At 70.2% G+C, this 26288-nt stretch carries 21 protein-coding genes and 1 riboswitch; of the genes, 13 read left to right on the top strand and 8 right to left on the bottom strand.

Annotated elements, in window-relative coordinates; genetic code table 11:
- Window positions 1-121: 121 nt before the first annotated feature.
- The 4 genes from PLJ28_RS10750 (at window position 122) to PLJ28_RS10735 (ending at window position 4810) form a co-directional block, all read left to right on the top strand.
- On the top strand, window positions 122-1054 hold the full coding sequence (locus tag PLJ28_RS10750) for a LysR family transcriptional regulator (protein ID WP_324590107.1): 933 nt from the start codon (window positions 122-124) through the stop codon (window positions 1052-1054).
- 203 nt (window positions 1055-1257) lie between these two features.
- Entirely contained in the window at window positions 1258-1413 is a 156-nt protein-coding gene (locus tag PLJ28_RS10745) for a hypothetical protein (protein ID WP_183528664.1), read from the top strand.
- A 189-nt stretch (window positions 1414-1602) separates the two neighbouring features.
- Window positions 1603-4170 carry an ATP-dependent Clp protease ATP-binding subunit gene (locus tag PLJ28_RS10740; RefSeq protein WP_183528666.1) on the top strand — a complete coding sequence of 856 codons (2568 nt, stop codon included), beginning with the start codon at window positions 1603-1605 and terminating at the stop codon, window positions 4168-4170.
- 244 nt (window positions 4171-4414) lie between these two features.
- On the top strand, window positions 4415-4810 hold the full coding sequence (locus PLJ28_RS10735) for a hypothetical protein (protein ID WP_183528668.1): 396 nt from the start codon (window positions 4415-4417) through the stop codon (window positions 4808-4810).
- A gap of 22 nt (window positions 4811-4832) precedes the next feature.
- Here the strand turns inward: PLJ28_RS10735 and PLJ28_RS10730 are convergent, their stop codons facing one another.
- Window positions 4833-6215, bottom strand: coding sequence for an NAD-dependent succinate-semialdehyde dehydrogenase (locus PLJ28_RS10730; protein WP_183528670.1), 1383 nt, complete (start codon window positions 6213-6215; stop codon window positions 4833-4835).
- Between the two features lie 154 nt (window positions 6216-6369).
- The gene (locus PLJ28_RS10725; RefSeq protein ID WP_298041909.1) at window positions 6370-7002 is read right to left on the bottom strand and encodes a TetR/AcrR family transcriptional regulator; all 633 of its coding nucleotides are present in this window, start codon (window positions 7000-7002) and stop codon (window positions 6370-6372) included.
- A 180-nt stretch (window positions 7003-7182) separates the two neighbouring features.
- On the opposite strand from PLJ28_RS10725, the gene PLJ28_RS10720 reads away from it, so the two are divergent.
- From PLJ28_RS10720 to PLJ28_RS10695, 6 genes are all read left to right on the top strand, one after another.
- Window positions 7183-8907, top strand: a complete 1725-nt coding sequence (locus tag PLJ28_RS10720; protein WP_183528674.1) for an amidohydrolase — start codon at window positions 7183-7185, stop codon at window positions 8905-8907.
- Window positions 8908-9001: 94 nt separating this feature from the next.
- A complete protein-coding gene (locus PLJ28_RS10715) occupies window positions 9002-10012 on the top strand; it encodes an ABC transporter substrate-binding protein (RefSeq protein WP_183528676.1) in 1011 nt (336 codons plus the stop codon).
- A complete protein-coding gene (locus PLJ28_RS10710) occupies window positions 10009-10800 on the top strand; it encodes an ABC transporter permease (RefSeq protein ID WP_255459682.1) in 792 nt (263 codons plus the stop codon). The genes PLJ28_RS10715 and PLJ28_RS10710 overlap by 4 nt, the downstream gene beginning before the upstream one ends.
- Window positions 10797-11639: an ABC transporter permease gene (locus PLJ28_RS10705; RefSeq protein ID WP_183528678.1), complete on the top strand. Its 843-nt coding sequence runs from the start codon at window positions 10797-10799 to the stop codon at window positions 11637-11639. The genes PLJ28_RS10710 and PLJ28_RS10705 overlap by 4 nt, the downstream gene beginning before the upstream one ends.
- Before the next feature lie 67 nt (window positions 11640-11706).
- Window positions 11707-12513, top strand: a complete 807-nt coding sequence (locus PLJ28_RS10700) for an ABC transporter ATP-binding protein (RefSeq protein ID WP_183528680.1) — start codon at window positions 11707-11709, stop codon at window positions 12511-12513.
- The gene (locus PLJ28_RS10695) at window positions 12506-14158 is read left to right on the top strand and encodes a sulfatase family protein (RefSeq protein WP_183528682.1); all 1653 of its coding nucleotides are present in this window, start codon (window positions 12506-12508) and stop codon (window positions 14156-14158) included. The genes PLJ28_RS10700 and PLJ28_RS10695 overlap by 8 nt, the downstream gene beginning before the upstream one ends.
- A gap of 4 nt (window positions 14159-14162) precedes the next feature.
- Here PLJ28_RS10695 and PLJ28_RS10690 read toward each other — a convergent pair whose 3' ends face one another.
- A complete protein-coding gene (locus tag PLJ28_RS10690) occupies window positions 14163-15074 on the bottom strand; it encodes a formylglycine-generating enzyme family protein (RefSeq protein ID WP_183528684.1) in 912 nt (303 codons plus the stop codon).
- Between the two features lie 199 nt (window positions 15075-15273).
- Window positions 15274-15377: riboswitch (TPP riboswitch) on the top strand.
- A 51-nt stretch (window positions 15378-15428) separates the two neighbouring features.
- On the opposite strand from PLJ28_RS10690, the gene PLJ28_RS10685 reads away from it, so the two are divergent.
- Genes PLJ28_RS10685 through PLJ28_RS10675 form a run of 3 tightly spaced genes read left to right on the top strand, consistent with a single transcriptional unit; the run spans window position 15429 to window position 19328 of the window.
- Window positions 15429-16541 carry a thiamine ABC transporter substrate-binding protein gene (locus tag PLJ28_RS10685; protein ID WP_183528686.1) on the top strand — a complete coding sequence of 371 codons (1113 nt, stop codon included), beginning with the start codon at window positions 15429-15431 and terminating at the stop codon, window positions 16539-16541.
- A gap of 31 nt (window positions 16542-16572) precedes the next feature.
- Window positions 16573-18381 carry an ABC transporter permease gene (locus tag PLJ28_RS10680; RefSeq protein ID WP_183528688.1) on the top strand — a complete coding sequence of 603 codons (1809 nt, stop codon included), beginning with the start codon at window positions 16573-16575 and terminating at the stop codon, window positions 18379-18381.
- Window positions 18381-19328, top strand: coding sequence for an ABC transporter ATP-binding protein (locus PLJ28_RS10675; RefSeq protein WP_183528690.1), 948 nt, complete (start codon window positions 18381-18383; stop codon window positions 19326-19328). The genes PLJ28_RS10680 and PLJ28_RS10675 overlap by 1 nt, the downstream gene beginning before the upstream one ends.
- Window positions 19329-19418: 90 nt before the next feature.
- Here the strand turns inward: PLJ28_RS10675 and PLJ28_RS10670 are convergent, their stop codons facing one another.
- From PLJ28_RS10670 to PLJ28_RS10650, 5 genes are all read right to left on the bottom strand, one after another.
- A complete protein-coding gene (locus tag PLJ28_RS10670) occupies window positions 19419-20804 on the bottom strand; it encodes an MFS transporter (RefSeq protein WP_298041916.1) in 1386 nt (461 codons plus the stop codon).
- 117 nt (window positions 20805-20921) lie between these two features.
- Window positions 20922-22103: an acyl-CoA dehydrogenase family protein gene (locus PLJ28_RS10665; protein WP_183528694.1), complete on the bottom strand. Its 1182-nt coding sequence runs from the start codon at window positions 22101-22103 to the stop codon at window positions 20922-20924.
- Complete coding sequence (locus tag PLJ28_RS10660; RefSeq protein WP_183528696.1) at window positions 22100-23761, bottom strand: AMP-binding protein; 1662 nt, start codon at window positions 23759-23761, stop codon at window positions 22100-22102. The genes PLJ28_RS10665 and PLJ28_RS10660 overlap by 4 nt, the downstream gene beginning before the upstream one ends.
- Window positions 23762-24021: 260 nt before the next feature.
- On the bottom strand, window positions 24022-25107 hold the full coding sequence (locus PLJ28_RS10655; protein WP_298041919.1) for an MBL fold metallo-hydrolase: 1086 nt from the start codon (window positions 25105-25107) through the stop codon (window positions 24022-24024).
- A 158-nt stretch (window positions 25108-25265) separates the two neighbouring features.
- Window positions 25266-26213 carry a LysR family transcriptional regulator gene (locus PLJ28_RS10650; RefSeq protein WP_183528698.1) on the bottom strand — a complete coding sequence of 316 codons (948 nt, stop codon included), beginning with the start codon at window positions 26211-26213 and terminating at the stop codon, window positions 25266-25268.
- Between the last annotated feature and the right edge of the window lie 75 nt (window positions 26214-26288).

Genomic DNA, 26288 nt, shown 5'->3' with positions numbered 1-26288 from the left:
TGTGCTGCTCCACGATGACTCCTGACGGGGGTGACTGAGCGGCTGGTCTCACAGTCGAGCCTCGTGGCGCGCGTCACATTTGTCTAGCTAAGATAACTGGTGAGAGTCATAAGGGGAGACGATGAGCGAACTAACCCTGCGCCAGCTGGAATACTTTGCCGCCATCGCGGAGACCCGGTCGATCACGGAGGCGGCCAGGAGGTGCCACGTCTCCCAGGCGGCCGTCAGCCTGGCGCTGGCGCAGCTGGAACAGGCCGTCGGCGCCTCGCTGGCCATCCGCCGTCGGGGCCGCGGCATCGCCCTGACCGCGGAGGGGCAGGTCGTCGCCGCCCGCGCCCGGCAGGTGGTCGAGCAGGTCGCGGACATCGGCTCCGCCGTGGAGGGAGCACACGGCCGGCTCTCCGGCCGGTTGACCGTGGGGGTGTTCAGGACCCTGGCCCCCCATGTCATCCCTCCCCTGCTGGACTGGTTCACCCACCGGCACCCGGCCGTGGAACTGGACTTCATCGAGGCCGCCGGCCCCGAGGTGCAACAACTCATGCTGGGGGGCGTGGCCCAGCTCAGCGTGATCTACGAGGCCCAGGCGCTGCCGGACTGCGCCACCGAGGTGCTCCAGGAGGCGCGCCGCCAGGCCGTACTGAGCCCCGAGCACCCGCTGTCCGACCGGGACACCGTGAGCCTGGAGGAGCTGGCCACCCACCCGGTCATGCTGATGAGCGAGGAGCCGGCCCTGCAGCGCACGCTGGCCGAGTACGCCAAGGCCGGGGTGGAGCCCCATGTGCTCGGCCGGTCGGCCAGCGTGGGGGCCATCCACAACGTCGTGGGTCGGAACCTCGCCTACTCCCTGCTGATGCAACCGGCAGCGACCAGCCCGGAGGGCAGGCCGCTGGTCTTCCGCCCCCTGCGGGGAAACGTCCGGACGAACTCCGTGGTGGCCGCCCTCCCCATCGGCGTGACCCGCAGCGCCCTGGTCACGGAGGCGATCACCGCCCTGCACGAGCACTGGGGGACCGCCACCCCGGAGGACCGGGACGCGCCACCGCCCCCTGGGTAGCGCCTCGTCGCAGGGTGTTTCCGGGACCGTCAACAGGTCGGACCGGCACCCGTTTAGGACCGGCTGCGTCTCGTCCGGCGTGTCGCCCGGCGTGGCGTTTCCCCGCCCCTGGGGACGCGTGTAATGTCCTGCCCAATGCCCGCTCTGGGCAGGACCAGGGGCCATATCTTGGCCGGTTCAGATCCCACTCATGGAGGACGCTCATGTCCGCTTTCCTGCCCTCCTTCACTCCCGTCTCCCGGACCGCGCTGACCGGTTCGCCGAGCACCGACGTCGCCGCGTTCTGGGCGATCACCGGCGTCGTCACGCTCGCCGCGGCCGCCGGCGTCGTCGAGGTCATCGTGCACATGATGGGGTAGACCGACTGACGGCATGACGTCCTGAGCACGGCCCCCGGTGATCCTCGCCGGGGGCCGTGCCGCATCTTGAGTCAGGTCCACTCACGTTTCTTGACCTCCGCGCGGTGATTCGGGAACATTTCCAGGAACACCTGCGTTACTTGAGCTGAACACACTCAACTCTCGCTGAGCATGTCTCGAGGAGGACCAATGCCCGCATTCTTCGGCCCCGCCGGCTCCCACGGCGATTCCTTCGACGAATTCTTCACCCGCTACCTGCAGGGTCAACGGGTGGGCCGTCAGGGACGCCCCGTCGACATCACCCGCCTGCTGAGCAAGCGGACCCACGACGTCATCGCCGCCGCCGCGCGGTTCGCCGTCGAACGCGGCCAGACCGAGGTCGACGCCCTGCACGTCCTGCGCACCATGCTCGGCGAGGATCCGGCCGCCGCCGGCGTCCGCGCCTCCGGCGCCGACCCCCAGGCCCTCATCGCGGCCGTGGACGAGCGCCTGCCCGCTCCCGTCGAGGGGAAGGACGAGACGTCCGCGGCCCTGAACGCCTCGGCGCAGAAGGTCCTGCTGGACGGCTACCAGGTGGCCCGCGCCTTCGGCTCCACGTACATCGACCCGGAACACGTGTTCTTCGCCTTCGTGCTGAACCAGGACTCCCCCGCCGGGCACCTGCTGGCCCAGGCCGGTGTCACCCCCCAGTCGTTGCAGGCCGCCGCCCAGCAACAGGCCCAGCCGGGACAACCGAGTCACGGGCCGGGTGAGGGCCCGGGTCAGACCGGCGCCGAGGGATCCGTGCTGGAGAAGTTCGGCCTCGACCTGACCGAGGAGGCCCGCGCCGGCCGGCTGGACCCGGTGATCGGCCGCGAGGACGAGATCGAGCAGACCATCGAGGTCCTGGCCCGCCGGACCAAGAACAACCCGGTGCTGATCGGCGAGGCCGGCGTCGGCAAGACCGCCATCGTCGAGGGCCTGGCCCAGGCCATCGCCGACGACGAGGTGCCCGCCCAGCTCAAGGGCCGGCGCGTCATCACGCTGGACCTGGCCGGCATGGTCGCCGGCACCCGCTACCGCGGCGACTTCGAGGAGCGGCTCACCACCGCGATGGATGAGATCGCCGAGGACGGCAACACCATCGTGTTCATCGACGAGCTGCACACCGTCGTCGGCGCGGGGGGCTCCGGGGAGTCCGGCGGCATGGACGCCGGCAACATCCTCAAGCCGCGGCTGGCCCGCGGGGACCTGCACATGGTCGGCGCCACCACGCTCAAGGAGTACCGCAAGATCGAGAAGGACGCCGCCCTGGAGCGCCGCTTCCAGCCGGTCACCGTCCCGGAGCCCTCCGTGGAGGACACCGTGCAGATCCTGGCCGGGCTGGCCGGCCGCTACGCGGACCACCACCGGGTGACGTACACGGACGAGGCGCTGCGCGCCGCCGTCGTGCTCTCGGACCGGTACATCACCGACCGGTTCCTGCCGGACAAGGCGATCGACCTGATCGACCAGGCCGGGGCACGGTTGTCGCTGCGGCGCGGCCCGGTCGAGGGCGGCGCACCGGTGGACGTCGACGCGTTGCGCGCCACGCTCGCGGGGCTGGAGGCCGAGAAGAACTCCGCCGTCAACGCCGAGAACTATGAGCGCGCCGGCGAGCTGCGCGACGAGGTCAACCGGATCAACGAGCAGCTGGCCGAGGCCGCCGCACGGCAGAACGCGGGCGGGGCCGGTGACGTCGTCGACGAGGGCGCCATCGCCGAGATGGTCTCCCGCGCCACCGGCATCCCGGCCGCGCGGATGACCGAGGCCGAGAAATCGCGCCTGGCCCGGCTCGAGGATGAGCTGCACCACCGGGTGGTCGGCCAGGACGACGCGGTCACCGCGATCGCCCGGTCCGTCCGACGGTCCCGGACCGGGATGGCCGACCCCTCGCGGCCGGTCGGGTCCTTCCTGTTCCTCGGTCCCACCGGCGTCGGCAAGACCGAGCTGGCCAAGGCGCTGGCGCAGTCGCTGTTCGACGACGAGCACGCCATGGTCCGGTTCGACATGTCCGAGTTCGGCGAGCGCCACACGGTCTCGCGCCTGGTCGGTGCCCCTCCGGGGTACGTCGGCTATGACGAGGCCGGGCAGCTCACCGAGCAGGTCCGGCGCCGCCCGTACTCGGTGATCCTGCTCGACGAGATCGAGAAGGCCCACCCGGACGTGTTCAACCTGCTGCTGCAGGTGCTCGACGACGGCCGGCTCACCGACGGCCAGGGCCGCACCGTGGACTTCCGCAACACGGTGCTGATCATGACCTCGAACTTGGGGTCCGAGTTCCTGTCCTCGGGCGGGACGTCCCTGGGGTTCGCCTCCGCCGACGCGGCGGCCGCCCAGCGGGACGTGCGCCAGAAGGTGATGGGCCGGGTGAAGGAGTTCATGCGGCCGGAGTTCCTGAACCGGATCGACGAGACGGTGCTGTTCTCCCCGCTCTCGGCGGCGCAGTTGCGCGAGATCGTGGGACTGCAGCTGCGGGCCTCCGAGGCCCGGCTCGCCGCCCAGGGCATCGCCCTCGAGGTCGATGACGCCGCCCGCGACTGGATCGCCGAGGCCGGGTACGAACCGGCCTACGGTGCGCGCCCGCTGCACCGGGTCATCCAGCGCGAGCTGGACGACCGGGTGGCGGACCTGCTGGTCTCCGAGACCGTGGCCGAGGGGGACGCGGTGCGGGTGACCGTCGAGGACAGCCAGCTGCGCGCGACGCCGGTCCGCACGCCGGAGGCGCTGGCGGCCTGAGCCGCGGCCCGCGCGTCGTGCTCCCGGCGGCGGCGCTCCCCGCACCGTGCTCTTGGGTCACGGTCACGCCGCGCGGTGGGACACGCCAAGGAAACCACCGCGCGCCGTGATCATGACTGCCGGGGCCGGGGTGTTCGTTGACTCGCGTCAGCGAACACCCCGGGCACGTGCGGGGCGGCGCGGGCCCCGGCACGCTCACCGGGGCAGCCCCCAGTTCCCGGGCGGTTGAGACTAGCCTTGAACCGTGACCGGCCTCGAGGACTTCGCCGACGCCGCAGACGTGCTCGCCTGGGTCAGCCCGGGGATCGGGCTGCCATTGTTCGTGCTGGGCATGCTCCTGCGTTCCACCGACCGTGGGTTCGTCCCCACGCAGATCGTCATCATGGGCCAGCCGCACCAGCCCCGGGCACGGTGGTTCACCGCCGAGGACATCTACGAACGGCGCCTCCGTGCCCCGGAACGCGCCCGCCTGGGCGGCAGGGACCACGCCCTGGCCTACGTGAGCCCGGACAAGCCCACGCTGATGAGCCTGGGGCGTCGCCGGCCCATCACCAGCGTGTGCCTGTCCCTGGGGGCGACCCTGATCGTCATCGGGGTGGGCGGGCTCGTGCTCTCCCTCATCCGGGCCTTCACCCTCTGAGGACCCGCCCACCCCGCCCGGGTCAGCCCTTGGCGGCGGCGGTGCGGCGCAACCGGGTGTTGACGAACTCGCCCATCCCCCAGCGGCCGAGCTCGCGGCCGAAACCCGAGCGCTTGACGCCGCCGAAGGGCAAGCCGGGCAGCGTGGTGCCGTGCTCGTTGACGTAGGCCATGCCCACCTCGAGACCGTCGGCGACCTCCTGGGCGCGATCGATGTCCTGGCTCCAGACGGATCCGCTGAGACCGAAGCTGACGTCGTTGGCGAGCTCGAGCGCCTCCTCCACGGAGTCCACGCCGTAGACCACGGCCACCGGCCCGAAGATCTCCTCCGAGTAGGCGTCCATCTCCGGGGTGACCCCGGTCAGCACGGCCGGGGCCATGAAGGCGCCCTCGCCGTCCAGCGGCTGGCCACCGGTGTGCAGGGTCGCACCCTGGTCCACGGCCCTCTGCACCTGCTGGACCACGGTGTCCCGTGCCGTGACGGAGGACAGCGGCCCGACGGCGGTGCCGTCCTGGGTGGGATCGCCCACCGCGGCGCCCTCGAACGTGGACACCACGGTGGCGACGAACTGGTCGAGCTTGTCGTTCGGGACGATCATGCGCTTGGGCGAGTTGCAGGCCTGGCCGGCGTTGGAGAGCCGCCCCTGGGCCGCCGTCCTGGCCGTCGACTCGACGTCGGCGTCGTCCAGCACGATCATCGCGTCCGAGCCGCCGAGTTCCAGGACGGCCTTCTTGAGGTTCTCGGCCGCCGTCTTGGCGACGGCGGTACCGGCCCGCTCCGAGCCGGTGAGCGAGACGCCCTGCACGCGCGGGTCGGCGATCATCGTGGCGACCTGCTCGTTGGTGGCGTAGACGTTGATGTAGGCATCCTGCGGGACCCCGGCCTCGTGCAGGATCTGCTCCATCACCGCGGAGGACGCACCGCAGATCGGGGCGTGCTTCAGGATGACGGTGTTGCCGGCCATCAGGTTGGGGGCGGCGAACCGGGCCACCTGGTAGTAGGGGTAGTTCCACGGCATGATGCCCACGAGCGAACCGAGCGGCGTGGTCTGCACGATCGACTCGACGGCGCCCTGCGGGTCCAGGGTCTCCGTCTGCAGCAGTTCGGGGCCGTGGTCGGCGTACCACTGGTAGATCTTGCCGGCCAGTTTGGCCTCGCCGATGGCCTGGCGCAGCGGCTTGCCCATCTCGGTGGCGATCAGCCGGCCCAGTTCCTCGGCGCGGTCGCGGTAGGCCTGGGCCACATCGGCCAGCACCTTCGCCCGGTCCTGCGGGGAGGTCGACCGCCATCCGTCGTAGGCGGCATGGGAGCGGGCCAGGACCCCCTCGACCTCGCCGTCCTGCAGGGTGGGGAACTCGCGTTCGATCTGTCCGGTGGTCGGGTTCGTGGTGGTGTACTTGCTCATCCGTCCACCCTAGGGACCGGTGGGGTGCGGACGAAAGGGGGTCCGCTCCACGCGGACATGACCTCTCCCCGGGGTGGGCCGGTCCGCGGGCGACACGGACCGCGGACGCCGTGCCACGGGCAGGACCGGCTGGTTCACCCGTGAGACGTCGCGGTCACCGGCCTGTCTCGGACATGTCGTACCTGCACGCGGCCACGATGGACCGGACCAGGACGTCGAGCATGGGCTGGGGCTGAACCAGTTCGGGGCTGGCGACGTAGAGCATGCTCAATCCATCGATCCCGGCGATGAACAACTGCGTGATCAGCAGCAGGTTGTTGGGTACCGGTTCTCCCGCCTCCTCGGCTGCCCTCGCGTAGATCGAGGACGTCGACCGGAACCAGGCCTGGTACATCTCCAGGTTCGCCTGGGCCTGCGACTCTGAATCCTCCTGGCTCTGCCGATAACGGCGCAACAGCAGCTCGAAGGTCGCCACCTGTTCTTCGGGATGCTCGGTGATCCGCTGCCACACCCGGTCGGCATGGGCCGCTATGGCGGCCTCCAGGCCACGGACCTCCGGCGGCAAAGGGGGCAACCGCGAGGCGAAGTCACGGCTCAGGTACTCCTGTACGGCCTCGAGGAGCTCCTCCTTGCTGTGGAAGCAGTAGTGGAGCGCAGCAAGCGGGGCGCCCGCCTCCTGGGCGATGCGACGCGTAGTCGCCCGCTCGACCCCCTCCTGGGCGATCACCCGCGCCGCCGCCTCGATGAATTCCTCCCGGCGCTGCTCAGCGGGAATGCGCTTCGACATGCGTGCTCCGTTCTCTCAGGCGGTCTCGGGACCGTGGGGTCACTTCGACGTGCCGTGCATGGAATACATCGTACGACCGAAGTTGGTCATATGTCTTGATCACTTGACCAACTTAATGCTCCAATGTGAGGGCGCTCACATCCGTGGGTCACCACCGCGCAGTACGGACAGGAGGAACCCATGACCCCCAGGGCGGACCTGTACATCCATGGCGCGGACCTGCCCACGGTCCTGCGGGCCCCGGGTTCTGGTCCTGCCCCGGATGCCGTCGCCGTCTCACAAGGGCGCATCACCGCCGTCGGCCCCTCGTCCGAGGTGGGCGCCCTGGTCGGACCGGGCACCCGCGTCGTGGATGCCGCTGGTGGCGCGCTGATCCCGGGCATCAATGACGCCCACCTGCACTTCACGGTGCTCGCCAGCATCCTCTATGGCTGCGTCGACGTCTCGGCGCATCGCTGTCCCACGTGGAACGAGGTCGCCCACGCGCTGCGCCAGGCGGCGTCGGCGCGACCGGCAGTCGTCAAGGCGCACGGGTGGGATGAGTTCCGCCTCGGCGCCGCCGGGGTGCAGATGCTCGCCGGCCTCGGTGTCGACGTCCCCGTGGTCGCCTTCGACCAGACGGGTCATCAACTCCTGGCCAATGAGGCGCTGATCCGGATGGCCGGCGTCACGAGTTCGACTCCGGACCCGCCCGGCGGTGTCATCGGACGCCACCCAGACGGAAGGCCGAACGGGCTGTTCGTCGACGCCGCCATGGAATTGCCCCTCAGCGCCATTCCCGCCCCGAGCACTGCTGAACTGCGCCGGGTCCAGTTGAAGTGCCAGTCGTTGCTGCACTCCTGGGGTATCACGTCACTGACGGAGCCCGGCCTCGGCCCCGGGGGCTCCGGACTGCTGGATGGCTCTCCCACCACGGGAGCCCTCGAGTCACTGGCGGCACTGGCGCAGTCACAGGAGCTGGCCCTGAGGGTCAACGTCCTGATGCTGTTCGCCGGCACCGGTGGCATCAGCTCCGAAACCGTCCGCAGCGGCCTTGAATCAGACCTCCCCCGACTGCTGGAGGAGCGCGCCATCGACCCCCAGTTGCTGCGCATCGGTGGAGTCAAGGTGTTCGCCGATGGGACCCCGCGCAGCGGCACCGCGTGGATGTCCGCTCCCTACGGGACCGAGTGCTCGCACGGACAGCTCGTCGTGGCCGGCGCGAGCGACGAGGCGCGCATCACCGAGCTCAAGGAGATCATCGCCCTCATCCACCGGGCGGGGCTCCAGTCGGGGGTGCACGCCACGGGCGACGCGACCACATCAGCGGTCGTCGACGCGGTGGCGGCAGCCCAGGAAGGCGGCCCGTCCGACCGCCGGCCGGGGGCCACAGGGGATCCGAGACACTATGTCATCCATGGCGCCTTCAACGGTCCGGACGCGCCCCGGGAACTCGCCCGCATGGCAGCTCACGGCGTGGGCCTGTGCACGAACCCACTGATCCGTTTCGGCGGTGGCGCCTCCCTGGAGCGGCTTCTCGGCCCGGAACGCTTCGCCTGGCATCAGCCCCTCGCCAGTGCGGCCAGAGCTGGCGTGCGGTTCACGGCGACCTCGGACGCACCCGTCTCGTCAGTCGACTGGCGCGGCGAGATCATCGCGATGGTCACCCGGATGACGCGGGACCACGATCTCCCCGTCAACCCCGCCGAGCGGATCAGCTCGCGCGAGGCACTGGCGGCGATGACCTCCACTCCCGCCTGGCAGGACCATGCCGAGACCCTCAAGGGAACCCTGGCCCCCGGCCAATTCGCCGATCTCTGCCTGCTGGAGAGTCCGTGGCCTTCCGACCACGAGATACAGGACCTCAGTTCCAACCCCGTCCGATCCACGTGGCTGGGTGGGCGCCTGGTCCACGGACCGGCCTGACACGGGCCATCGACCAGTCCATCCGTCCCCCGATGCCTCCTCCGGCATCGGTTCCACCGTCTCCACCTCGATTCCCATACCCCAGGAGAACACCATGAACACCCGTCGAACCTTCCTGTCCGTCGCCGCCGTCACGTCTCTGGGCCTCGGCCTGGTCGCCTGCGGCGGCAGCACCACGGCCGAGTCAGGACAGACCCAGTCCGGCTCGTCGGGGGGCACCGTGACGGTCGGGGCCCTCGGCCTGGCATCCGATGCCTCGCTGCGCCTGGCCGAGGAGCAGGGATACCTCGAGGAGGCCGGCATCAACAGCATCGAGGTGAAGACCGTGGCCAACCCGCCGGCCGCCATCGCCGCGGTCCAGAGCGGTGACATCGACGTCGCCTACACCCCCTCGGTTCCCTTCTTCAACGCCCTCAACCAGGGCATCGACCTGACCGTCGTCGCCGCCGCCGACGGTTACCCCGACGACGCCCTGGAGATGGATGCCGCCGAATTGGACGACACGGGCGTGTACGTCGCCGCCGGAAGCGACATCTCGTCCCCGGCTGACCTCGAAGGACGCAAGGTCTCCGTCCCGGCTCGCAAGGCCCAGATGGAGGTCACCATCAGCGAGACCATCCGCCAGGACGGTGGCGACCCGTCCAAGGTCCAGTGGATGGTGCTCGACCCCGCCTCGGCACTGGACTCCCTGAAGAACGGCCGGATCGATGCCGCTGCCCTCGTCTCCCCCTTCACCGAGCAGGCCGGCGCCCAGGGGAACACCCTGCTCTCCTCCCCGGGCGTGGCCTTCTTCGAGAAGGGCGCCGTGGGGCTGTGGGTCGCCGGAACCGACCAGGTGGAGCAGGACCCCGCCAAGTACGAGGCCTTCCGTGAGGCCATGGTCAAGGCCTTCGAATACGGCAACGAGAACACGGAGGAGGCCCAGAAGCACGCGGCGGAGATCACCGGCGTGGACCTGGAGACGATCCGCCAGGGAGCCACCACCTACTGGCCGCTGGAGACGAGGCTCGAGGACATCAACCGTGCCAACGAGAAGATGACCGAACTCGGTTACCAGCCGCAGAACGCGCCGCTGACCGAGGACTCGATCCTGGGGGCTGAATGATGACGGGGCACTACTGGCGCCACAACTCCCGGCCGCTGGCCTATGGCGCAGCCGGCGTGGGCCTGTTGCTCATCGTCTGGCAGGTGCTGGCGACTGGTCCGCTGTCCGGTACGTCCCTGCCCACCGTGGGGCAGGCGCTCAGCGCCCTCGGGGAGATGCTGGGTGACGGTGCGTTCTGGGAGGACACCGCCGTCACGGCGGGGACGGCCCTGATCGGGCTGGCGGCCTCGATCGTCGTCGGGGTGGTCCTGGGCATCCTGATCGGCACCTCACAGCTGCTGCGATTCGCCACGTCCGCGGTGCTCGAATTCCTGAAGCCGATCCCGCCGATCGTGATCCTGCCCATCGTGGTGCTCATCCTGGGTCCGACGACGGAGATGACCATCGTGCTGGCCATCATCGGTTGCGCGATCCCGATCCTGATCCAGACCGTTGCCGGCGTCTTCGATGTCGATCCGGTGCGCACTGACACCGCCCGCTCGTACGGCATGGGCCAGGTCGAGATCCTGGGGCGGGTCATACTCCCGGGCGCCTCGCCCTTCATCGCCACCGCCATCCGCGTCTCCGCACCGGCAGCCCTGGTGGTGACCGTCGTCGCCGGGCTGCTCGGGGGCGGACCGGGTCTGGGCCAGAGCCTGTACCAGGCCCAGACCGCCGGGGACTCGGCGCGGATGTACGCGCTGATCATCGTGCTCGGCGTCCTCGGCATGGCCTTCCAGGCCGCGTCCCAGCTGGTCGAGGCCAAGGCCCTGCACTGGCATGAATCGAAACGTGAGGTGCAGGCATGACCACCGCAGACATCACCGTCAACCACCTGACAGCGCGTCGGCGTCCCCGCCGGAGGTCGCGTCGCGTACCGTCCTGGCTGAAATGGGCCCTGGCCGTCGGCACGCCCACCCTGCTGCTGGCCGCCTGGTGGGTGGCTTCAGCGAGGTCCTCCAGCACCTTCTTCCCGCCACTGGAAGAGATCCTGACCAGGTTTCAGCAGTTGTGGCTGTTCGCCCACTTCCCCACCGATGTCGTCCCCAGCCTGGCCAACCTGGCCGGGGGTTACGCGCTGGCGGTCGTGGTGGGCATCGTCCTCGGGTTCGTCCTTGCCCTGGTCCGGCCGCTGCGCTGGTTGCTGGAGCCGATCATCCACTTCGTGCGGTCCATCCCGCCCGTCGCCCTGGTGCCGATCTTCATCACCATGATCGGCTTCGGCAACGACATGCGCATCACCTCGATCGCCCTGGCGGCGACGTTCCCCACCCTCATCGCCACCATGGACGGGATCCGTTCCGTGGACGGCACCCTGAAGGACGTCAGCGTCGTCTACCGGCTGACCCGTACGGAGAAGTTCACCCAGGTGTACCTCCCGGCCGCTGCACCCCAGATCTTCGCCGGGTTGCAGGTGAGCCTGCAGATCGCGTTCATCGTGATGATCGCCTCGGAGATGCTCGGTGCCTCGACCGGCATCGGTGCGTTGACGCTGACCGCGCAGCAGTCCTTCATGATCGCGGACATGTGGGCCGGGGTGCTCCTGCTCGGTGTCCTGGGATTCGTGATCAACAAACTTTTCGACCTCGTCAAGGCCAGGATCCTGGCCTGGTACTTCGGCGCCAAGGAGGCCCAGCGTGACTCTTGACTCCACCATCCGCACTGACACCCGACCACACCACGGCGCCACGTCCGCCCACACCCGAGGAGCTTCCATGGACCACGCCACACCCGTCCCTCGACTGGCCGTCGACAGGCTGTGCAAGTCCTACGGGAGCGGCCCCCAGGCCAAGGAGATCATCCGGGACCTGTCCTTCGAGGTCGCCGCGGGAGAGGTCGTCTGCATCGTGGGGCCCTCCGGTGTCGGCAAGACCACGCTGCTGAAGTGCATCACCGGACTGCAGCCACTGACCTCCGGCGAGGCCAGGATCGACGGCCAGCCCATCGACGGGCCACCGGAGCAGATGGCCCTCGTCTTCCAGGACTACCACCGCTCCCTGATGCCGTGGCTGACGGTACGCAAGAACATCCGGCTTCCGTTGCGGCACCTCCGACTGGGCCGGGCCGAGGAGAACCAGCGCATCGACGAGGCGATCGAGGCCGTGGGGCTCAGCCATGCCACCGAGCTCTACCCGTGGCAGCTCTCCGGTGGCATGCAGCAGCGCGTGGCCATCGCCCGCGGCCTGGCCTACCGGCCGGAGATCCTCATCATGGACGAGCCGTTCGCCTCGGTCGATGCCCAGACCCGGTTCGAGCTCGAGGACCTCTGCCTGCGGATCCGGGAACAATTCGGCATGACCATCCTGGTGGTCACGCACGACATCGACGAGGCCGTGTACCTCTCCGACCGCGTCGTCGTGCTCGGTTCCAAGCCTGCCCACGTGGTCGAGGTCGTCACCGTGAACCTGCCCCGGGAGCGGGACCAGATCACCACGCGCGCCACCAAGGCGTTCGTGGACGAGCGCACGCGCGTGCTGTCCCTGATCAAGAACCCCCACCGTCAGGAGATGGCCGATGCGTGAGCGACCTGACCCGAACCCCGCAGCCGGCCGCCCCAACGTCCTGGTGATCATCGCGGACCAGCTCCGCCCGGATCACCTGGGCTTCGGTGGCCACCCGCTGGTGTCGACGCCCCATCTGGATGCCCTGGCCGCCGAGGGCGTGGCCTTCGGCAACGTCCACGTCACCAACCCCACGTGCATGCCCAGCCGGGCCAGCCTGATGACCGGTCGGTGGCCCCAGCAGCACGGCACCCGGTGCAACGGGTTGCCACTCGACCCGGACGTCTCGACCCTGCCGGGAGACCTGGCGTCGTGCGGCTACCGCACCAGCGCGGTGGGCAAGCTGCACCACCAGAACATGGGCTGGGACTTCGAGCCGGAGCAGCGCGAGCAGATCATGCTCTCCGAACCCCAGTTGCTGGAGGACTGCCTCCCGGATGCCCGCCGACCCGTCCGCGACGCCGGCTGGGACCGCTGGGAGGATTCCCTCCTCCACAGCGAACAGCCGGTGACGATGCCCGGTGACTACTACGGCTACCAGGAGGTGGACCTGGTGGTCGGTCATGGGGACCGCCCCAGCGGTCACTACGTGCACTGGGCGCGCGAGCGCGGTTTCGACCCCTTGACGGACGCCGGACCGCAGCGGGCACTGGACGATCACGGCGGGCACTGGGCGCAGGTCTACACCTCGGCCGTTCCGGCCGGACTGCACCCCAGCGCGTACGTCGCCGAGCGGACCTGCGCCCGCCTCGAGGACCATGCCGCGGACGGCGAACCGTTCTTCCTGTTCGCCTCCTTCCCCGATCCCCACCATCCGTTCGCGCCGCCGGCCGGATACGACCGCCTGTACGACCCGGCGGACGTCCCGGTACCTGATACGTTCCACCAGGATCACTCGGATTCTCCCGAACACGTCCGGCGCATGGCCGAGCGACGGGGGATGCCCGGCGAGGACCCGACCATGACGTGGATCGCCACGGAGGAACAGTACCGGGTGGCCTGCGCGGCGGAACTGGGTCTGATCACCTTGCTGGACGACCAGGTGGGCAGGATCCTGCAGACGCTGGAACGCACCGGACTGGCGGAGAACACGGTGGTCGTCTTCACCTCGGACCACGGGGACATGTTCGGCGACCACGGCATGATGCTCAAGCACTTCACCCACTACCGGGGCGTGACCAACGTGCCACTGGTCATGAGGGTGCCCGCGGGACTGCCGGGGGCCGGCGTCGGGATCTCCCCGGCGGCGCGGACCGCGGCCTCGACGGCCCTGGTCTCGAACGCGGACCTGGTGCCCACCCTGCTGGAACTCACCGGGGTCTCGGGACACCGCGGCATCCAGGGCCGCAGCCTGGTCCCGCTGCTGCGGGGCGAGGCCTCCGTCCACCGCAGGGCACTGATCGTCGAGGAGGATCAGCCGTTCGGCCTCGACGGGCTGCCGGCCCCCGTGCACATCCGTTCGGTCATCACCCCCGAGGCCCGCTACACGCGGTACTTCGGCACCGACGCCGAGGAGCTGTACCTGCTCGACTCGGACCCGGAGGAGGCCCACAACCTGGCCGCCAGGCCGGGGTGCGAGGAGGTCGTGGACCGCATGCGCCAGCTGATGCTGGACGAGTTGCTGGCGCTGACCGACCACGGGGTCCGGGTGCGGGCGGCGGCCTGACCCGTCAGCCGACGGTCCGGAAGCCGCAGTTGCTGCTCGAGGAGTCCGGACTGTTCCTGCTCCGCGCTGCCACCCGGTACCGGTTGCAGTAGGAGTCGTGGCAGAGGAACGACCCTCCGCGCATGACCCTGCCCTCGCCGAACGGCGGCCCGGGGGGATTCTCCTCGGGACTGCGCCGGTAGTAGCGCGGCAGGAACCAGTCCTGGCACCACTCCCAGACGTTCCCGGCCATCTGGAACAGGCCGAACCCGTTGGCCGGGAACGTCCGCACCGGGGCCGTGGAGAGGAAACCGTCGTCGATCGTGTTCTCCACGGGGAAGCGTCCCTGGAAGATGTTGCAGTGGTGCTCGCCGCCCGGCACGAGCTCATCGCCCCAGGCGTAGCGGTGGCCCTGCAGCCCGCCGCGGGCCGCGTACTCCCATTGCGCCTCGTGCGGCAGGCGGCGCCCGGCCCACGCGCAGTAGGCCTGGGCGTCATTCCAGCTGACGTGGACCACCGGGTGGTCCTCGTCCGCCCGGGATCCCGGTCCGAGCGGGGCATGCCAGCACGCCCCGGGCACGTTGACCCACCAGGCCGTCCCCGGGACCGGGTTCGCGCCCGCCGGGTTCAGCCGACGAGCAATGAGTTCCAGGTGGAAGACCGCCGAGGACCCGAACCGTTCCGCCTCCGTGACGTACGCGGTCTGCTCCACGAACCGCCGGAAGTCGTCGACCGTCACGGTGGTGGCGTCCATGGAGAAGCCGTCCAACCGCACCGCGTGCACGGGCGTCTCACCGTCTGCGGGGTACCCCTCACCGAAGTGGTCCCCCATGAGGAACCGACCGGCGGGAACCTCAACCTGCTCGATGCCGTGGGTGGAGCTCGACTGGACCGGGCCCGTGTGGACGGCCCGAGACGCAGGCTCCCGCGGATCCATGTGCTGCGCACGTCCCGGCTCGGTACCGCCGGCAGCGGGATGACAACAGTCCACATCCACCTCTCAGGGCCGATTCGTCGTGCAGGTGCTCAGCCGGACAGCTCAGACAGGCAGGGCTTTTCCATTATGGTGCGCCGCCACGGCCGGTCACGTCAGCCGACCGAGATGACCCCGCCCCTCCCCCGGCACTAGACTGAAGGTTCAACGACAGGGGAGCGCCAGGCCGGCGCTGAGAGTGCGCACACCGCAGACCCTCGAACCTGCCCGGTTAGCACCGGCGAAGGAAGTCGAGCTTTCTCTCCTCGGGTCGGCGCACCCGCCGCCCCGTCCCCTCCAGAGGTATTGGAGGAACTCATGCACCACCTTTCCGCAGCGCCCACCAGCAGACGCCGTGCCCGTGGCGCCCTCGCGATCCTGGGCATCGCCGCGCTGGCCCTGACCGGCTGCTCGGTCGCGGACCAGTCCGGCGCGGGCGACGGCACGGCGCCGGCCACCACCGACGGCGCGAGCGGCGCCTCGGGAGCCGGCACCGGTGGCACGGTGACCGTGATGACCCACGACTCCTTCAACATCACCGAGGAGCAGATCGCCGCCTTCGAGCAGGAGTCCGGCTACGAGCTCACCACCACCGCCCCGGGCGACGCCGGCACCCTGGTCAACCAGCTGATCCTGTCCAAGGACAACCCCACCGTGGACGCGGTCTACGGCATCGACAATCTCTCGGCCCAGCGCGTCATCGACGAGGGCGTCGTCGCCGAGTACGCCTCCGGGGCGCTGCCGGAATCCGCCCAGGACCTCGTCGTCGAGGACCGGCTGACCCCCATCGACCAGGGCCAGGTCTGCGTCAACGTGGACGAGCAGTGGTTCGAGGAGAACGACCTCGCCGCGCCGACCACCCTGGAGGACCTGGCCAGGCCCGAGTACGCGCGGCTGTTCGTCACCACCAATCCGGTCACCTCCTCCCCCGGCCTGGCCTTCCTGGCCGCCACCGTGACCGAGAAGGGCGAGGACGGCTGGCAGGACTACTGGCAGCGGTTGCTCGAGGGCGGCACCAAGGTCGCCGCCGGCTGGTCGGACGCCTACTACTCCGACTTCTCCGCCGGCGAGGGCCAGGGCGCCTACCCGCTGGTGCTCAGCTACTCGTCCTCCCCCGCCTTCGCCCCGACCACCGGGGTCGTCGAGGACACCTGCACCACCCAGGTCGAGTACGCCGGCGTCGTGGAGGGCGCGAAGAACCCCGAGGGCGCGCAGGCGTTCATCGACTTCCTGCTCGCCGAGGACTTCCAGGCCTCGCTGCCGGAGAACATGTTCATGTACCCGGTGGACGAGTCCCTCGAGCTGCCGGCCGAATGGGCGCAGAACGCCACCCTCGTCGAGGACCCGATCGAGGCGGACCTGCGGCAGATCGCCGAGAAGCGCGAGGCCTGGCTCGAGGACTGGAACGCACTCTACGAGGCCGCGAGCTGATCGGCATCCCCCACCGGACAGGACGCGACGGATGAGCCTGGTCCCGGGAGACCCGGCCCTGGTCCCGACGCCGGCCCCCACCCGGGTGCCGGCGTCCGGTCGGGCCCCGGAGACCGGAACCGCCCCGCCGGGCGGTGACCGGGCGGACGTCGTGCCCGGGCGGTGGAGGCGTGCCGCCGGCCCGGTGGGCCGCGGGCTGGTGTGGACGGTGGTCGCCGCCGTCCCGCTGGCGTTCCTGGCGGTGTTCTTCCTGTGGCCCGTCGGGTCGATGCTGGCCCGTGGCGTGACGAACGCCGCCGGGCAGCTCGACCTCGGCGCCTTCGCCGAGGTGCTGGCCGAGTCGCGCACCTGGCGGCTCGTGGGGCAGACGCTGGGACTGGCGGTGGCCGGAACACTGGGATCGCTGCTGCTGGGGCTGCCCGGGGCGTACGTCCTGTACCGGTGCCGGTTCCCCGGGCGGAACCTGCTGCGCGGGCTGTCCACGGTGCCCTTCGTGCTGCCGACGGTGGTGGTGGGCACCGCGTTCCGGGCGCTGCTGGCCGAGAACGGCCCGCTGGGGTTCCTGGGGCTGGACCAGACGCTCACGGCCGTCGTGCTGGCGATGGTGTTCTTCAACTTCTCCGTGGTGGTGCGCCAGGTCGGTGCCCTGTGGTCCACGCTGGACCCGCGCACTGGGGAGGCCGCCCGGATGCTGGGGGCCTCGCCGTGGCGGACGTTCGTGACCGTCACCGTCCCGGCGCTGGGACCGGCGATCGCCTCGGCCGGGTCGCTGGTGTTCCTGTTCTGCTCGACGGCGTTCGGGATCGTGCAGACCCTGGGCCGGCCGGGCGTGGGCACCCTGGAGACCGAGATCTACATCCAGACGACGGCGTTCCTGGACCTGCGCACGGCGGCGGTGTTCTCCACGCTGCAGTTCGTGGTGGTGATCCTGGCGGTGACGCTGGCCAACCGGTTCCGCGCCGGGACCGAGACGGCGCTGCGGTTGCGCGAACCGACCTCCCACCCGCTGCGGCGCGCGGACGCGGTGCCGTTCGCGGTGACGATGCTGACCGTGGTGCTGCTGATCGCCGCGCCGATCGTGGCGCTGGTGGCGCGGTCCTTCCAGTCCTCGCAGGGCTGGGGGCTGCGCAACTACGAGCTCCTCGGCTCGAGCGCCGGGTCCGGGTTCGCCGGCGGGACCACGGTGCTGCAGGCCCTGGAGCACTCGGTGAAGATCGCCCTGGACGCCACGGTCATCACGCTGGTGGTCGGGGTGCCGCTGGCGCTGCTGCTGACCCGGCCGGTGCGCTCGCGGTGGGCGGTGCGGGCCCAGCGGCTGTTCGACGCGGCGATCATGCTGCCGCTGGGGGTGTCCGCGGTGACGGTGGGCTTCGGGTTCGTGGTGTCCCTCGTGGCCTCCGCCCCGCAGCTGGCGTACTCGGGCGCGCTGGTGCCGCTGGCCCAGGCCGTGGTCGCGCTGCCGCTCGTCGTCCGTTCGCTGGTGCCGGTGCTGCGGGCCGTGGACCCGCGGTTGCGGGAGGCCGCGGCCGTGCTGGGTGCCTCTCCCGGGCGGGTGCTGCGGACCGTGGACGGGCCGTTCCTGGCGCGCGGACTCGGGCTGGCCGCCGGGTTCGCGTTCGCGGTGTCCCTGGGCGAGTTCGGGGCGACGACGTTCCTCGCCTCCCCCGACTACCAGACCCTGCCGGTGCTCATCGTGCGCCTGCTGGGCCGGCCCGGGGAGGACAACTACGGGATGGCGATGGCCGGGTCGGTGATCCTGGCGGTGCTGACCGCGACGGTGATGCTGGTGTGTGAGCGGTTGCGCCCGCGGGGCGCGGCCGGGACGGGAGCGGGGTTCTGATGGGTGTCGAGACAGAGCGGGCGCTGGTGTGCGAGGGCGTGTCCGTGGCGTACCCGAACGGGTTCGTGGCGGTGCGGGACATGGACCTGGCCGTCGACGCCGGCGAGATCGTCGCGCTGCTGGGCGCCTCGGGCTCGGGCAAGTCGACGCTGCTGCGCGGGATCGCCGGGCTGGAGCGGGTGTCCGCCGGAAGCCTGTGGATGCGCGGCCGGCGGATGAACCGGGTGCCCGTGCACGAGCGCGGGTGCGGGATGGTGTTCCAGGACGGGCAGCTGTTCCCCCACCGGTCGGTGGCGCGGAACATCGGCTACGGACTGGAGACCTCGGGACTGAGCCGGGCCGAGCGGCGCACACGCGTGGACGAGATGCTGCGGCTCGTGGGACTGGAGGGCTACGGGAACCGCGCCGTGCAGACGCTCTCCGGCGGCCAGGCCCAGCGCGTGGCCCTGGCCCGCTCCCTGGCGACCAGGCCGCGGCTGCTGCTGCTGGACGAGCCGCTGTCCGCCCTGGACCGGGCGCTGCGCGAACGCCTGGCCGTGGACCTGCGCAGGATCCTGACGAGCACGGGGACGACCGCCGTGTACGTGACCCATGACCACGCCGAGGCCTTCACCGTGGCGGACCGGATCGCCGTCATGGGCGAGGGCCGGGTGCTGGCGGTGGGGACGCGGGCGGAACTCCTCGGTGTCGCGGCGGGAGCGGCCGGCGGCCCCGGGCGCGCGGACGGCACGACGACGGTGGCCGGATCCGCGGACGGCCGGTCCGCGCTGGCCCCGGACGCGGGTGCCGCCGGCGTGGCCGAGGTGCTCGGCAGCAGCGGGCGGCTGCGCGGGGTGGTGCTGCGCCCCACGGACGCCGGCGCCGTCGTCGAGCTGTACGCCACCGAGGTGGAGGTGCCCGGCCTGCGGGCCGAGCCCGGCGCCGAGGTGCTGTTGCGGGTGGGGTGACGTGCACGCCCCCGGCCGCGCACCGAGGGCGGTCGGGGGCGTGCACGTCACCGGAGCAGGAGCGGATCCCGGTGGGGTCGCACCGCGGCCTCAGGCGGCGTCGTCCGCGTAGTCGCGGTGGGTGCGGTACCGGGTCAGCGCCAGGGTGCACGCCAGCATGACGAGGCAGGCGACGACGACGTATCCGGCCACCGACCAGCTGGTCCCGGTGCGGGCCAGCAGCGTCGTGGCGATCAGGGGTGCGAAACCCCCGCCGACGATGGCACCGAACTGGTAGGCCATGCTGATGCCGGAGTAGCGGACCCGCCCCGGGAACGCCTGCGTGAGGATCGGCGGGACCACGGCCCAGGCGAAGGACGTGGAGGCGTGCGCCAGCAGCGTGGCCAGGGCGGCCAGCCAGATGTTCCCGGTGTTGAACAGGGGGAAGAACAGCAGCGCCCCTGCGATCATGAGGGTGGCCCCCGCCACCGCCATCCTGGTCAGGCCGGTCCGGTCCGCCCGCCGGGCCAGGAGGGGCACCATGACGATCTGCAGGACGCAGCACGCGATGCCGATCCAGAGCAGTGCGGACTGGGAGTAACCGATCTGAGTGGTGCCGTAGGAGAGGGCCCAGGTCAGCACGATGTAGGACAGGATCGAGGGCACGCCGGCCACGAAGACCGTCAGGAGCAGTTGCGGGGTGAAGCCCCTGAAGACCTCCAGGAAGGGCACCTTGGCCGGTTCGTTCTTCACGGACTCCTCGAACAGCGGGCTCTCACCCAGCCGGCGGCGGGCCCAGATCCCCACGACGACCAGCAGGAAGCTGATCACGAAGGCGATCCGCCAGCCCCACTCCAGGAAGGCCGGACCGGTCACGGCCATCAGGATGATGAGCATCAGGTTGGCGAGCATCAGTCCGGCCGGCAGCCCGATGGTCGGGGCGGCACCGTAGAGGGACCGCTTGTTCGCGGGGGCGTGCTCGATGGCCATCGTCACGGCACCACCCCACTCGGCGCCCACGCCGAGGCCCTGGATGAGCCGCAGCAGCGTCAGCAGGATCGGCGCCCAGATGCCGATGGTGGCATAGGTGGGGATCAGGCCGATCAGCACGGTGGCCCCGCCCATCAGGTACAGGGACAGGACCAGCATCCGCTTGCGGCCGATCCGGTCTCCGAAGTGGCCGGCGAGGATGCCGCCGATCGGCCGGGCGATGAAGCCGAATGCGAAGGTCGCGAAGGCTCCGATCTGGCTGGCCGTGGCGTTGTCCGAGGGGAAGAACTGGGGTCCGAAGATCAGTGCGGCGGACGCCGCGTAGAGGAAGAAGTCGTACCACTCGATCGTGGTGCCCAGGAACGTCGCACCGATGACGCGGCGGGCCTCCCGGGCCCTGGCCGGGTCGGTCGCGGATACCGGGGTGCCGGGGGCCCGGGGTATCGGGCCGGCCGCCGTCGGGCTGTCCGGGGATTGCTGACGGGTGTGTTCGGGAAGGTGCGTCATGGAATGCTGCTCCAGTTCATCCGGCCTGCGGCGCAGGGGTGGTGAAGAGGGACTGATGGGTGAGGTGATGAGAGGGGTGAAGGGGGTGGGAAGAGGTGATCGGAACCCTCCTGTCTGCTAGACGAAGGCCCCATGGCCGGTGATGTCCCGTCCGACGATCAGGGTGTTGATCTGGTCCGTGCCCTCGAAGGTGTAGAGGGACTCGGCGTCCGCGTGGAACCGGGCGGCCTGGTGCTCCAGCAGGATGCCGTTGCCGCCCAGCAATTCCCGGCCCAGTGAGGCAGTGTGGCGCATGTGGCGGCACACCCAGGTCTTGGCCAGGGCCGCCTGAGCGTCGCCGACGCCGTCGCCGTCGGCGAGCTGCGCCAGGCGGACCGCGAGCGCCAGGGAGGCGTTGGCGTTGCCGAGCATGGTGACCAGCTGGTCCTGGACCAGCTGGAACGACGCGATCGGCCGGCCGAATTGCTCTCGCTGCCGCGTGTAGTCGAGCACGGTCTCGAAGAGGCCGATCTGCAGGCCGGTGGCGTTCCACACCGCGTCCGGACGCAAAATCCGGAAGGCCCGGTTGAGGTCGGCGAAGGAGTTGATCTCCTGCAGGCGGTGTGAGTCCGGCACCCGGACGCCGTCGAGGGTGATGTCGGCGTTGTCCACCATGCGCAGGGAGGTCTTGCCGCGGATCGTGGTGATGGTCATGCCCGGATCGTCGGTGCGGGCCAGGAAGACCTTGACCTGGTGGTCCTCGGTGTCGCGGGCGGCCACTGCTACGTAGTCGGAGGACGCAGCGTTGCCGATCCAGCGTTTGGCTCCGGTGAGTACCCAGTCGCCACCGTCGCGGCGGGCCTCGGTCTGGACGCCACGGGCGATGTCGGAACCGTGCTCGGGCTCGGTCAGGGCGAAGCACCCGGTCATCCGGAACTCCGCGATGTCCTCGTCCCATGCGGAAAACTGTTCCGGGCTGGCCCCGGCCTGCACCACGGTGCGGAACATGCCGGCCTGGCCGCCGAACAGGATGGCCAGGGACCCGTCGACGCGGGAGAACTCCAGGTTCCGGAACCCGGTGAACAACGGCCGGACGGCCTCCCCGGCGTCGCGGATCTCCGCGGGGTCCACCAGGTCCAGCCTCGCCAGTCGGTCCCGCAGGAACAGCGGCGCCTCGCCCCGTTCCCAGTGGTCGGCCAGGACCGGTGCGGCCTCGGTCAGCAGGAACTCCCGCAACCGCCGCAGCACGGTGCGTTCGGCCCCGCTCAACTGCTCGGCGAACCCGTAGTAATCGGCCGTGCCGAGGAGGCCGGTGCTCATACCGTGCCCGCCCGCTTCGGGCCGGCGTCCGCCACGGCGGTCTTGATCGCCCTCATGTCCAGCTTCCCGCTCGGTCTCCGCTCGAGGGTGTCGCGCAGGACCAGCGTGCGCGGTTTCTTGTATCCGGCCAACCGGGGTGCAACGTGGTCCAACAGGTCCTGTGCGGTAGTGCCCGACCCCGGGGCCACGGCGACGACGGCGGCCACTCGCTCGCCCCAGCGCGGGTCCGGCACCCCGAAGACGACGGCATCGGTCACCGCCGGGTGGTCCAGCAACGCCTCCTCGACCTCACCCGGAAAGACCTTCTCCCCGCCCGTGTTCACCACGGAACTGCCCCGCCCGAGCAACTCGATGAAGCCATGCTCGTCTACCCGGACGTAGTCCCCGGGTGAACAGTGACGGACCCCGTTGATGACCGGGTAGCTCTCCTCCGACTTCCGCGGGTCGTCCAGGTAACCCTTGGGCAGGGCCCCGCGGTAGGCCAGCACGCCGGTCGCACCTGGCACGTCCTGCACCTCGCGCCGCGCCTCGTCCAGCACCACGGCGTCCTCCGCGAGACGGAACCGAGCCGGGAGGTCCTCGGCGCGCGTTGTGGTGGCGATGGCGTAGGGACCCCCTTCCGTGGAGGCGAGGATGTCCACGATCGCCACCTGCCCCAATCGGTGGATCCGGCGCTTGGTCTCGTCACTGAACCGCATCCCCGAACTGATCACGGACGTCAGTCCGGACCGGGCGCCCTGCAAGCGTGTTTCAAGGGCCTCGACGATGGGCACGGCCACGGCGTCCCCGGCTACGATAAGCCGGCTCACCCGTTCGTCGATGATCAGTCGCACCACGTCCTCGGGGACCAGGCTGGGGTCCGGGTTGATGATCACCGTGCCGCCCAGGGCCAGGGTGTTCATGACGCTGAAGAGGGCGGTGGCGTGGATGAACGGCGCCAGCGGCAGGGTGGTCACGGCCGGGCGGTCCGCGGACACCGCCACGGCGACGGCGGCCTCCACGTCCGCGGGATACTCCAGCCCCAGTGGTGCGTAGATCGAGGACTGCTGGATGTGCAGGAGGTCTCCGATCCCCCAGACCACGGCCTTGGGAGTGCCCGTGGTCCCGCCGGTGAAGATGTAGACCTCGGCGTCCCGGCCCGGGTCGGGCAGCGAGGCCGGGACTGCGGCCACCAGGTCCGCATAGGCCAGGCGCGCCACGCGGGGAGGAAGGACCACCGGCTCCCGGACCGGTGCCCCGTCCGCACGTCCGCCACCGGCCACGACCACGAACCGTGGTGAGGCCTCCGTCCCGGCGACCCGCTCCAGTGCGTCCTGGACGACGGCAACGGTGCCCGGGGCGTGGACGAGCGCGGCGGGGCGGGCCACCGCCAGTAATGCGGCCACCTCGGCACCGCGGTAACGGTAGTTGATGGACACGGGAATGGCCTCGAGCTTGAGACAGGCGTAGAAGAGCACGAGGTACTCGACGGTGTTGTGCAGGAAGAACGCCACCCGGTCCCCGGCGCACAGGCCCTGGTCCCGCAGCGCCGTTGCGGCGGCCCCGGCTCGAGCCTCGAACTCCTCGTAGCTGACGGACTGCCCGTCGGACCGCAGCGCGACGAGCTCCGGGCGGCGTCTGGCTATCCGGTTCCAGAGGACTGCGTAGTTGTCGTACATCCGAACGCTCCTGTACCGCGAGGGAGGACGCCGCCCATGTGACGGATCCCACAAGTAGTTTCAGGTGTCCTGAAATAATCGTCAAGGCCCTCGAGCCCTGGCCTGCTTCCAGGAGCGCAGCGCACCGTCAACGCGCAGAGTGGTTCGGCCCTGCGGTCCCTGCGCGCAGGTCCGACCAGCCCCGGGGTACGCACCCGAACGCCAAGGGGGCACATCCGCGGCCCCAGCACTGCCAGCACTGGAAGTGGAAGGTGTGGTCCTCAGAGGCTGAAGATCTGCCGGTCGGCCGCCAGGGTGTACGAGCCGTCGTAGTGCGCGCCGATGCCGGTCAAGTCCGCATGCGAGAACACCCCTGCCACGTGGCTGACCACCACGCTCTTCGCACCGGCCTCGGTGGCGATCCGCCCAATACCCTCTGGGGACGTGTGGCTGGACTCCAGGTGATGCAGGTATTCCTCGGTGAAGCCCCGGTCGCGGTAGTAGTCCATATTGATGACCTCGTGGACCATGATGTCCGCATCACGACTCAGCCGCGCCACGTTGGAGTGCTCGGCGGTGTCCCCGGAGAACGAGATGACCCCGTGGTCGGACTCGAACCGGAATCCGAAAGAAGGAAAGACCGGCAGGTGTTCCACGAGTGTCGCCTGAACTCGAACGCGGTCGTCCTCATAGATGGTGAACGGCTCCATCTCCGGCACAGGATGACGGTCCGGGTCGGCCTTCAGTCCGCGAGGCAGGTCGATGTCCACGCCTTCAAAGAGTTCGTCGAGCGGAATGCGCGCCTCGTCGGTGGTGCGGATATTGATGTCATAGCCATTGGCCTTCAGCAGATGGTCGACGACATCCTTCATGCCGGTCTGGCTCGGTTCGACAACAGGCCGGAACCCTTGGGGCAGGCGGGCTCGGCCGGGCCCCATGATCCCCACCCTCGACGTCACGCCCTGCACCGGGGTGTCCCAGTTGTAGAGCATGTAGGCGCTCAGCTCGGAGACATGGTCCGAGTGCAGGTGGGTGACGAACGCCTGGCGAAGCGTACTGCCGGTCAGCCCGGCCTCGCTGGCCTGCCTCGGCATGCCCAAACCGAAGTCCACGAGGTAATGCAGGCCATCCACGATGACAGCGCTCGATATCCCGTGCCGCGACCCGCGGATGGCCGGGCCGGCTGCGGTGCCCAGGGTGACCAGGTGCATTCCCGCCTCCGGGACCTTGCCCGGAGCAGCGAGCACCGGGGTCTCGTCCGCTGACGCGCCACCAGCGGCCAGGAAGGGGGCACCAAGGGCCATCGCTCCCCCAGCACCCAGAATGGCGCGGCGAGACGGTCGAGGGGATCGCGGGGTGGATGCCATGGTTCCTCCAAAGGGTTGAGAGCCAGAACGCCGAGCTGCCTATATTTCAGGCTGGCTGAAACATTCGGCTGCTCACCCACTATGGAGGAGGGGTTCTCCTGAGACAAGGCCCCGGGAGGCTGCGCTCCCCGCCCGAAGACATCAGGGCTCCCCGATACTCACGCGCGGTGATGCGGCCTTCCCACGATGGGGTCACCGTGGATCGCGAAGAACTGCCCCGTGGACCCCTGGATCGCCCTGGCCACCGTGGTGAAGATCCAGTCCAGTGCCGCCGTCTGCTGCGTGGTCGCCCGACGGTAGAGGCGGACGTCCACGGCCGGCATCTCGAAGGGCAGGGGCTGTACGACGATCGGCCACGTGGTCGCCCATCCGGCGGCGATGGTGTCGGGGACGGTCGCGATCAGCCCCCGGTCCCCCGCCAGCAGGGACGGCAGGGAGGTGAAATGGTTCACCGTCACCTGGGGGGTGATGACCGCGCCCAGCCGGCCCAGGGCGGCTGCGAGGTTGGGCAGGCCGGAATCACTCCCCACCGCGACGTGCTCGGCCGAGACGTAGTCCGCCAGGGAGACCGGCGCCATGGCGAGCGGATGGTCCGCGGACATCGCCACCCCGTACGACTGCGACTTCAGGGCCACGTGGTCGAAGCCACCCGGGACCGGGGAGGGCGTCACAGCCAGGTCGACGGTCCCCCGGGAGAGCCATTCCGGCAGCGCCTGGACGTCCATCGCCACGACATCGACGCCAACCCGGGGCGCCCGCGCCCGGACGGCCCGCAGGATGGACGGCGCCCACCCGATCTCCCCGAGTTCGGACATGGCGATGCGGAAACGACGGTCCGTGAGTGCCGGGTCGAAGCCGTGGATCTCGTCCAGGGCACGGTCGACCCCGGACAGCGCCTCACGGAAGGCCGGGAACACGGTGGAGGCCACCGGGGTGGGACGCATGGTCCTGCCGTCCCGCTCGAACAGCGGGTCGTCGAGTTCGCGGCGCAGCCGACCCAGGGCCTGGCTCACCGCCGGCTGGGTCACGAAGAGCCGGCGCGCCGCCGTGGTGAGGCTGCCCGTCTCGTAGACCGCGACGAATACGCGCAACAGGTTCAGGTCCACGCCACGCGCCTCGTGCCACTAAGTCCCGCTGCTCGATTCATAAGCAATCATTATCCCCAACCCCTGGGAACATGC

The organism is Citricoccus sp. (assembly GCF_035445025.1).
In the GTDB taxonomy this organism is placed as follows: domain Bacteria; phylum Actinomycetota; class Actinomycetes; order Actinomycetales; family Micrococcaceae; genus Citricoccus.
The sequence above is the reverse complement of the archived record's forward strand: the minus strand, read 5'-3'. Positions and strand labels throughout refer to the sequence as shown.

Coding starts and splice junctions, on each gene's coding strand:
- PLJ28_RS10750 (WP_324590107.1), top strand. CDS start 122: ATGAGCGAACTAACCCTGCGCCAGCTGGAATACTTTGCCGCCATCGCG.
- PLJ28_RS10745 (WP_183528664.1), top strand. CDS start 1,258: ATGTCCGCTTTCCTGCCCTCCTTCACTCCCGTCTCCCGGACCGCGCTG.
- PLJ28_RS10740 (WP_183528666.1), top strand. CDS start 1,603: ATGCCCGCATTCTTCGGCCCCGCCGGCTCCCACGGCGATTCCTTCGAC.
- PLJ28_RS10730 (WP_183528670.1), bottom strand. CDS start 6,215: ATGAGCAAGTACACCACCACGAACCCGACCACCGGACAGATCGAACGC.
- PLJ28_RS10725 (WP_298041909.1), bottom strand. CDS start 7,002: ATGTCGAAGCGCATTCCCGCTGAGCAGCGCCGGGAGGAATTCATCGAG.
- PLJ28_RS10720 (WP_183528674.1), top strand. CDS start 7,183: ATGACCCCCAGGGCGGACCTGTACATCCATGGCGCGGACCTGCCCACG.
- PLJ28_RS10715 (WP_183528676.1), top strand. CDS start 9,002: ATGAACACCCGTCGAACCTTCCTGTCCGTCGCCGCCGTCACGTCTCTG.
- PLJ28_RS10710 (WP_255459682.1), top strand. CDS start 10,009: ATGATGACGGGGCACTACTGGCGCCACAACTCCCGGCCGCTGGCCTAT.
- PLJ28_RS10705 (WP_183528678.1), top strand. CDS start 10,797: ATGACCACCGCAGACATCACCGTCAACCACCTGACAGCGCGTCGGCGT.
- PLJ28_RS10700 (WP_183528680.1), top strand. CDS start 11,707: ATGGACCACGCCACACCCGTCCCTCGACTGGCCGTCGACAGGCTGTGC.
- PLJ28_RS10695 (WP_183528682.1), top strand. CDS start 12,506: ATGCGTGAGCGACCTGACCCGAACCCCGCAGCCGGCCGCCCCAACGTC.
- PLJ28_RS10690 (WP_183528684.1), bottom strand. CDS start 15,074: ATGGATCCGCGGGAGCCTGCGTCTCGGGCCGTCCACACGGGCCCGGTC.
- PLJ28_RS10685 (WP_183528686.1), top strand. CDS start 15,429: ATGCACCACCTTTCCGCAGCGCCCACCAGCAGACGCCGTGCCCGTGGC.
- PLJ28_RS10680 (WP_183528688.1), top strand. CDS start 16,573: ATGAGCCTGGTCCCGGGAGACCCGGCCCTGGTCCCGACGCCGGCCCCC.
- PLJ28_RS10675 (WP_183528690.1), top strand. CDS start 18,381: ATGGGTGTCGAGACAGAGCGGGCGCTGGTGTGCGAGGGCGTGTCCGTG.
- PLJ28_RS10670 (WP_298041916.1), bottom strand. CDS start 20,804: ATGACGCACCTTCCCGAACACACCCGTCAGCAATCCCCGGACAGCCCG.
- PLJ28_RS10665 (WP_183528694.1), bottom strand. CDS start 22,103: ATGAGCACCGGCCTCCTCGGCACGGCCGATTACTACGGGTTCGCCGAG.
- PLJ28_RS10660 (WP_183528696.1), bottom strand. CDS start 23,761: ATGTACGACAACTACGCAGTCCTCTGGAACCGGATAGCCAGACGCCGC.
- PLJ28_RS10655 (WP_298041919.1), bottom strand. CDS start 25,107: ATGGCATCCACCCCGCGATCCCCTCGACCGTCTCGCCGCGCCATTCTG.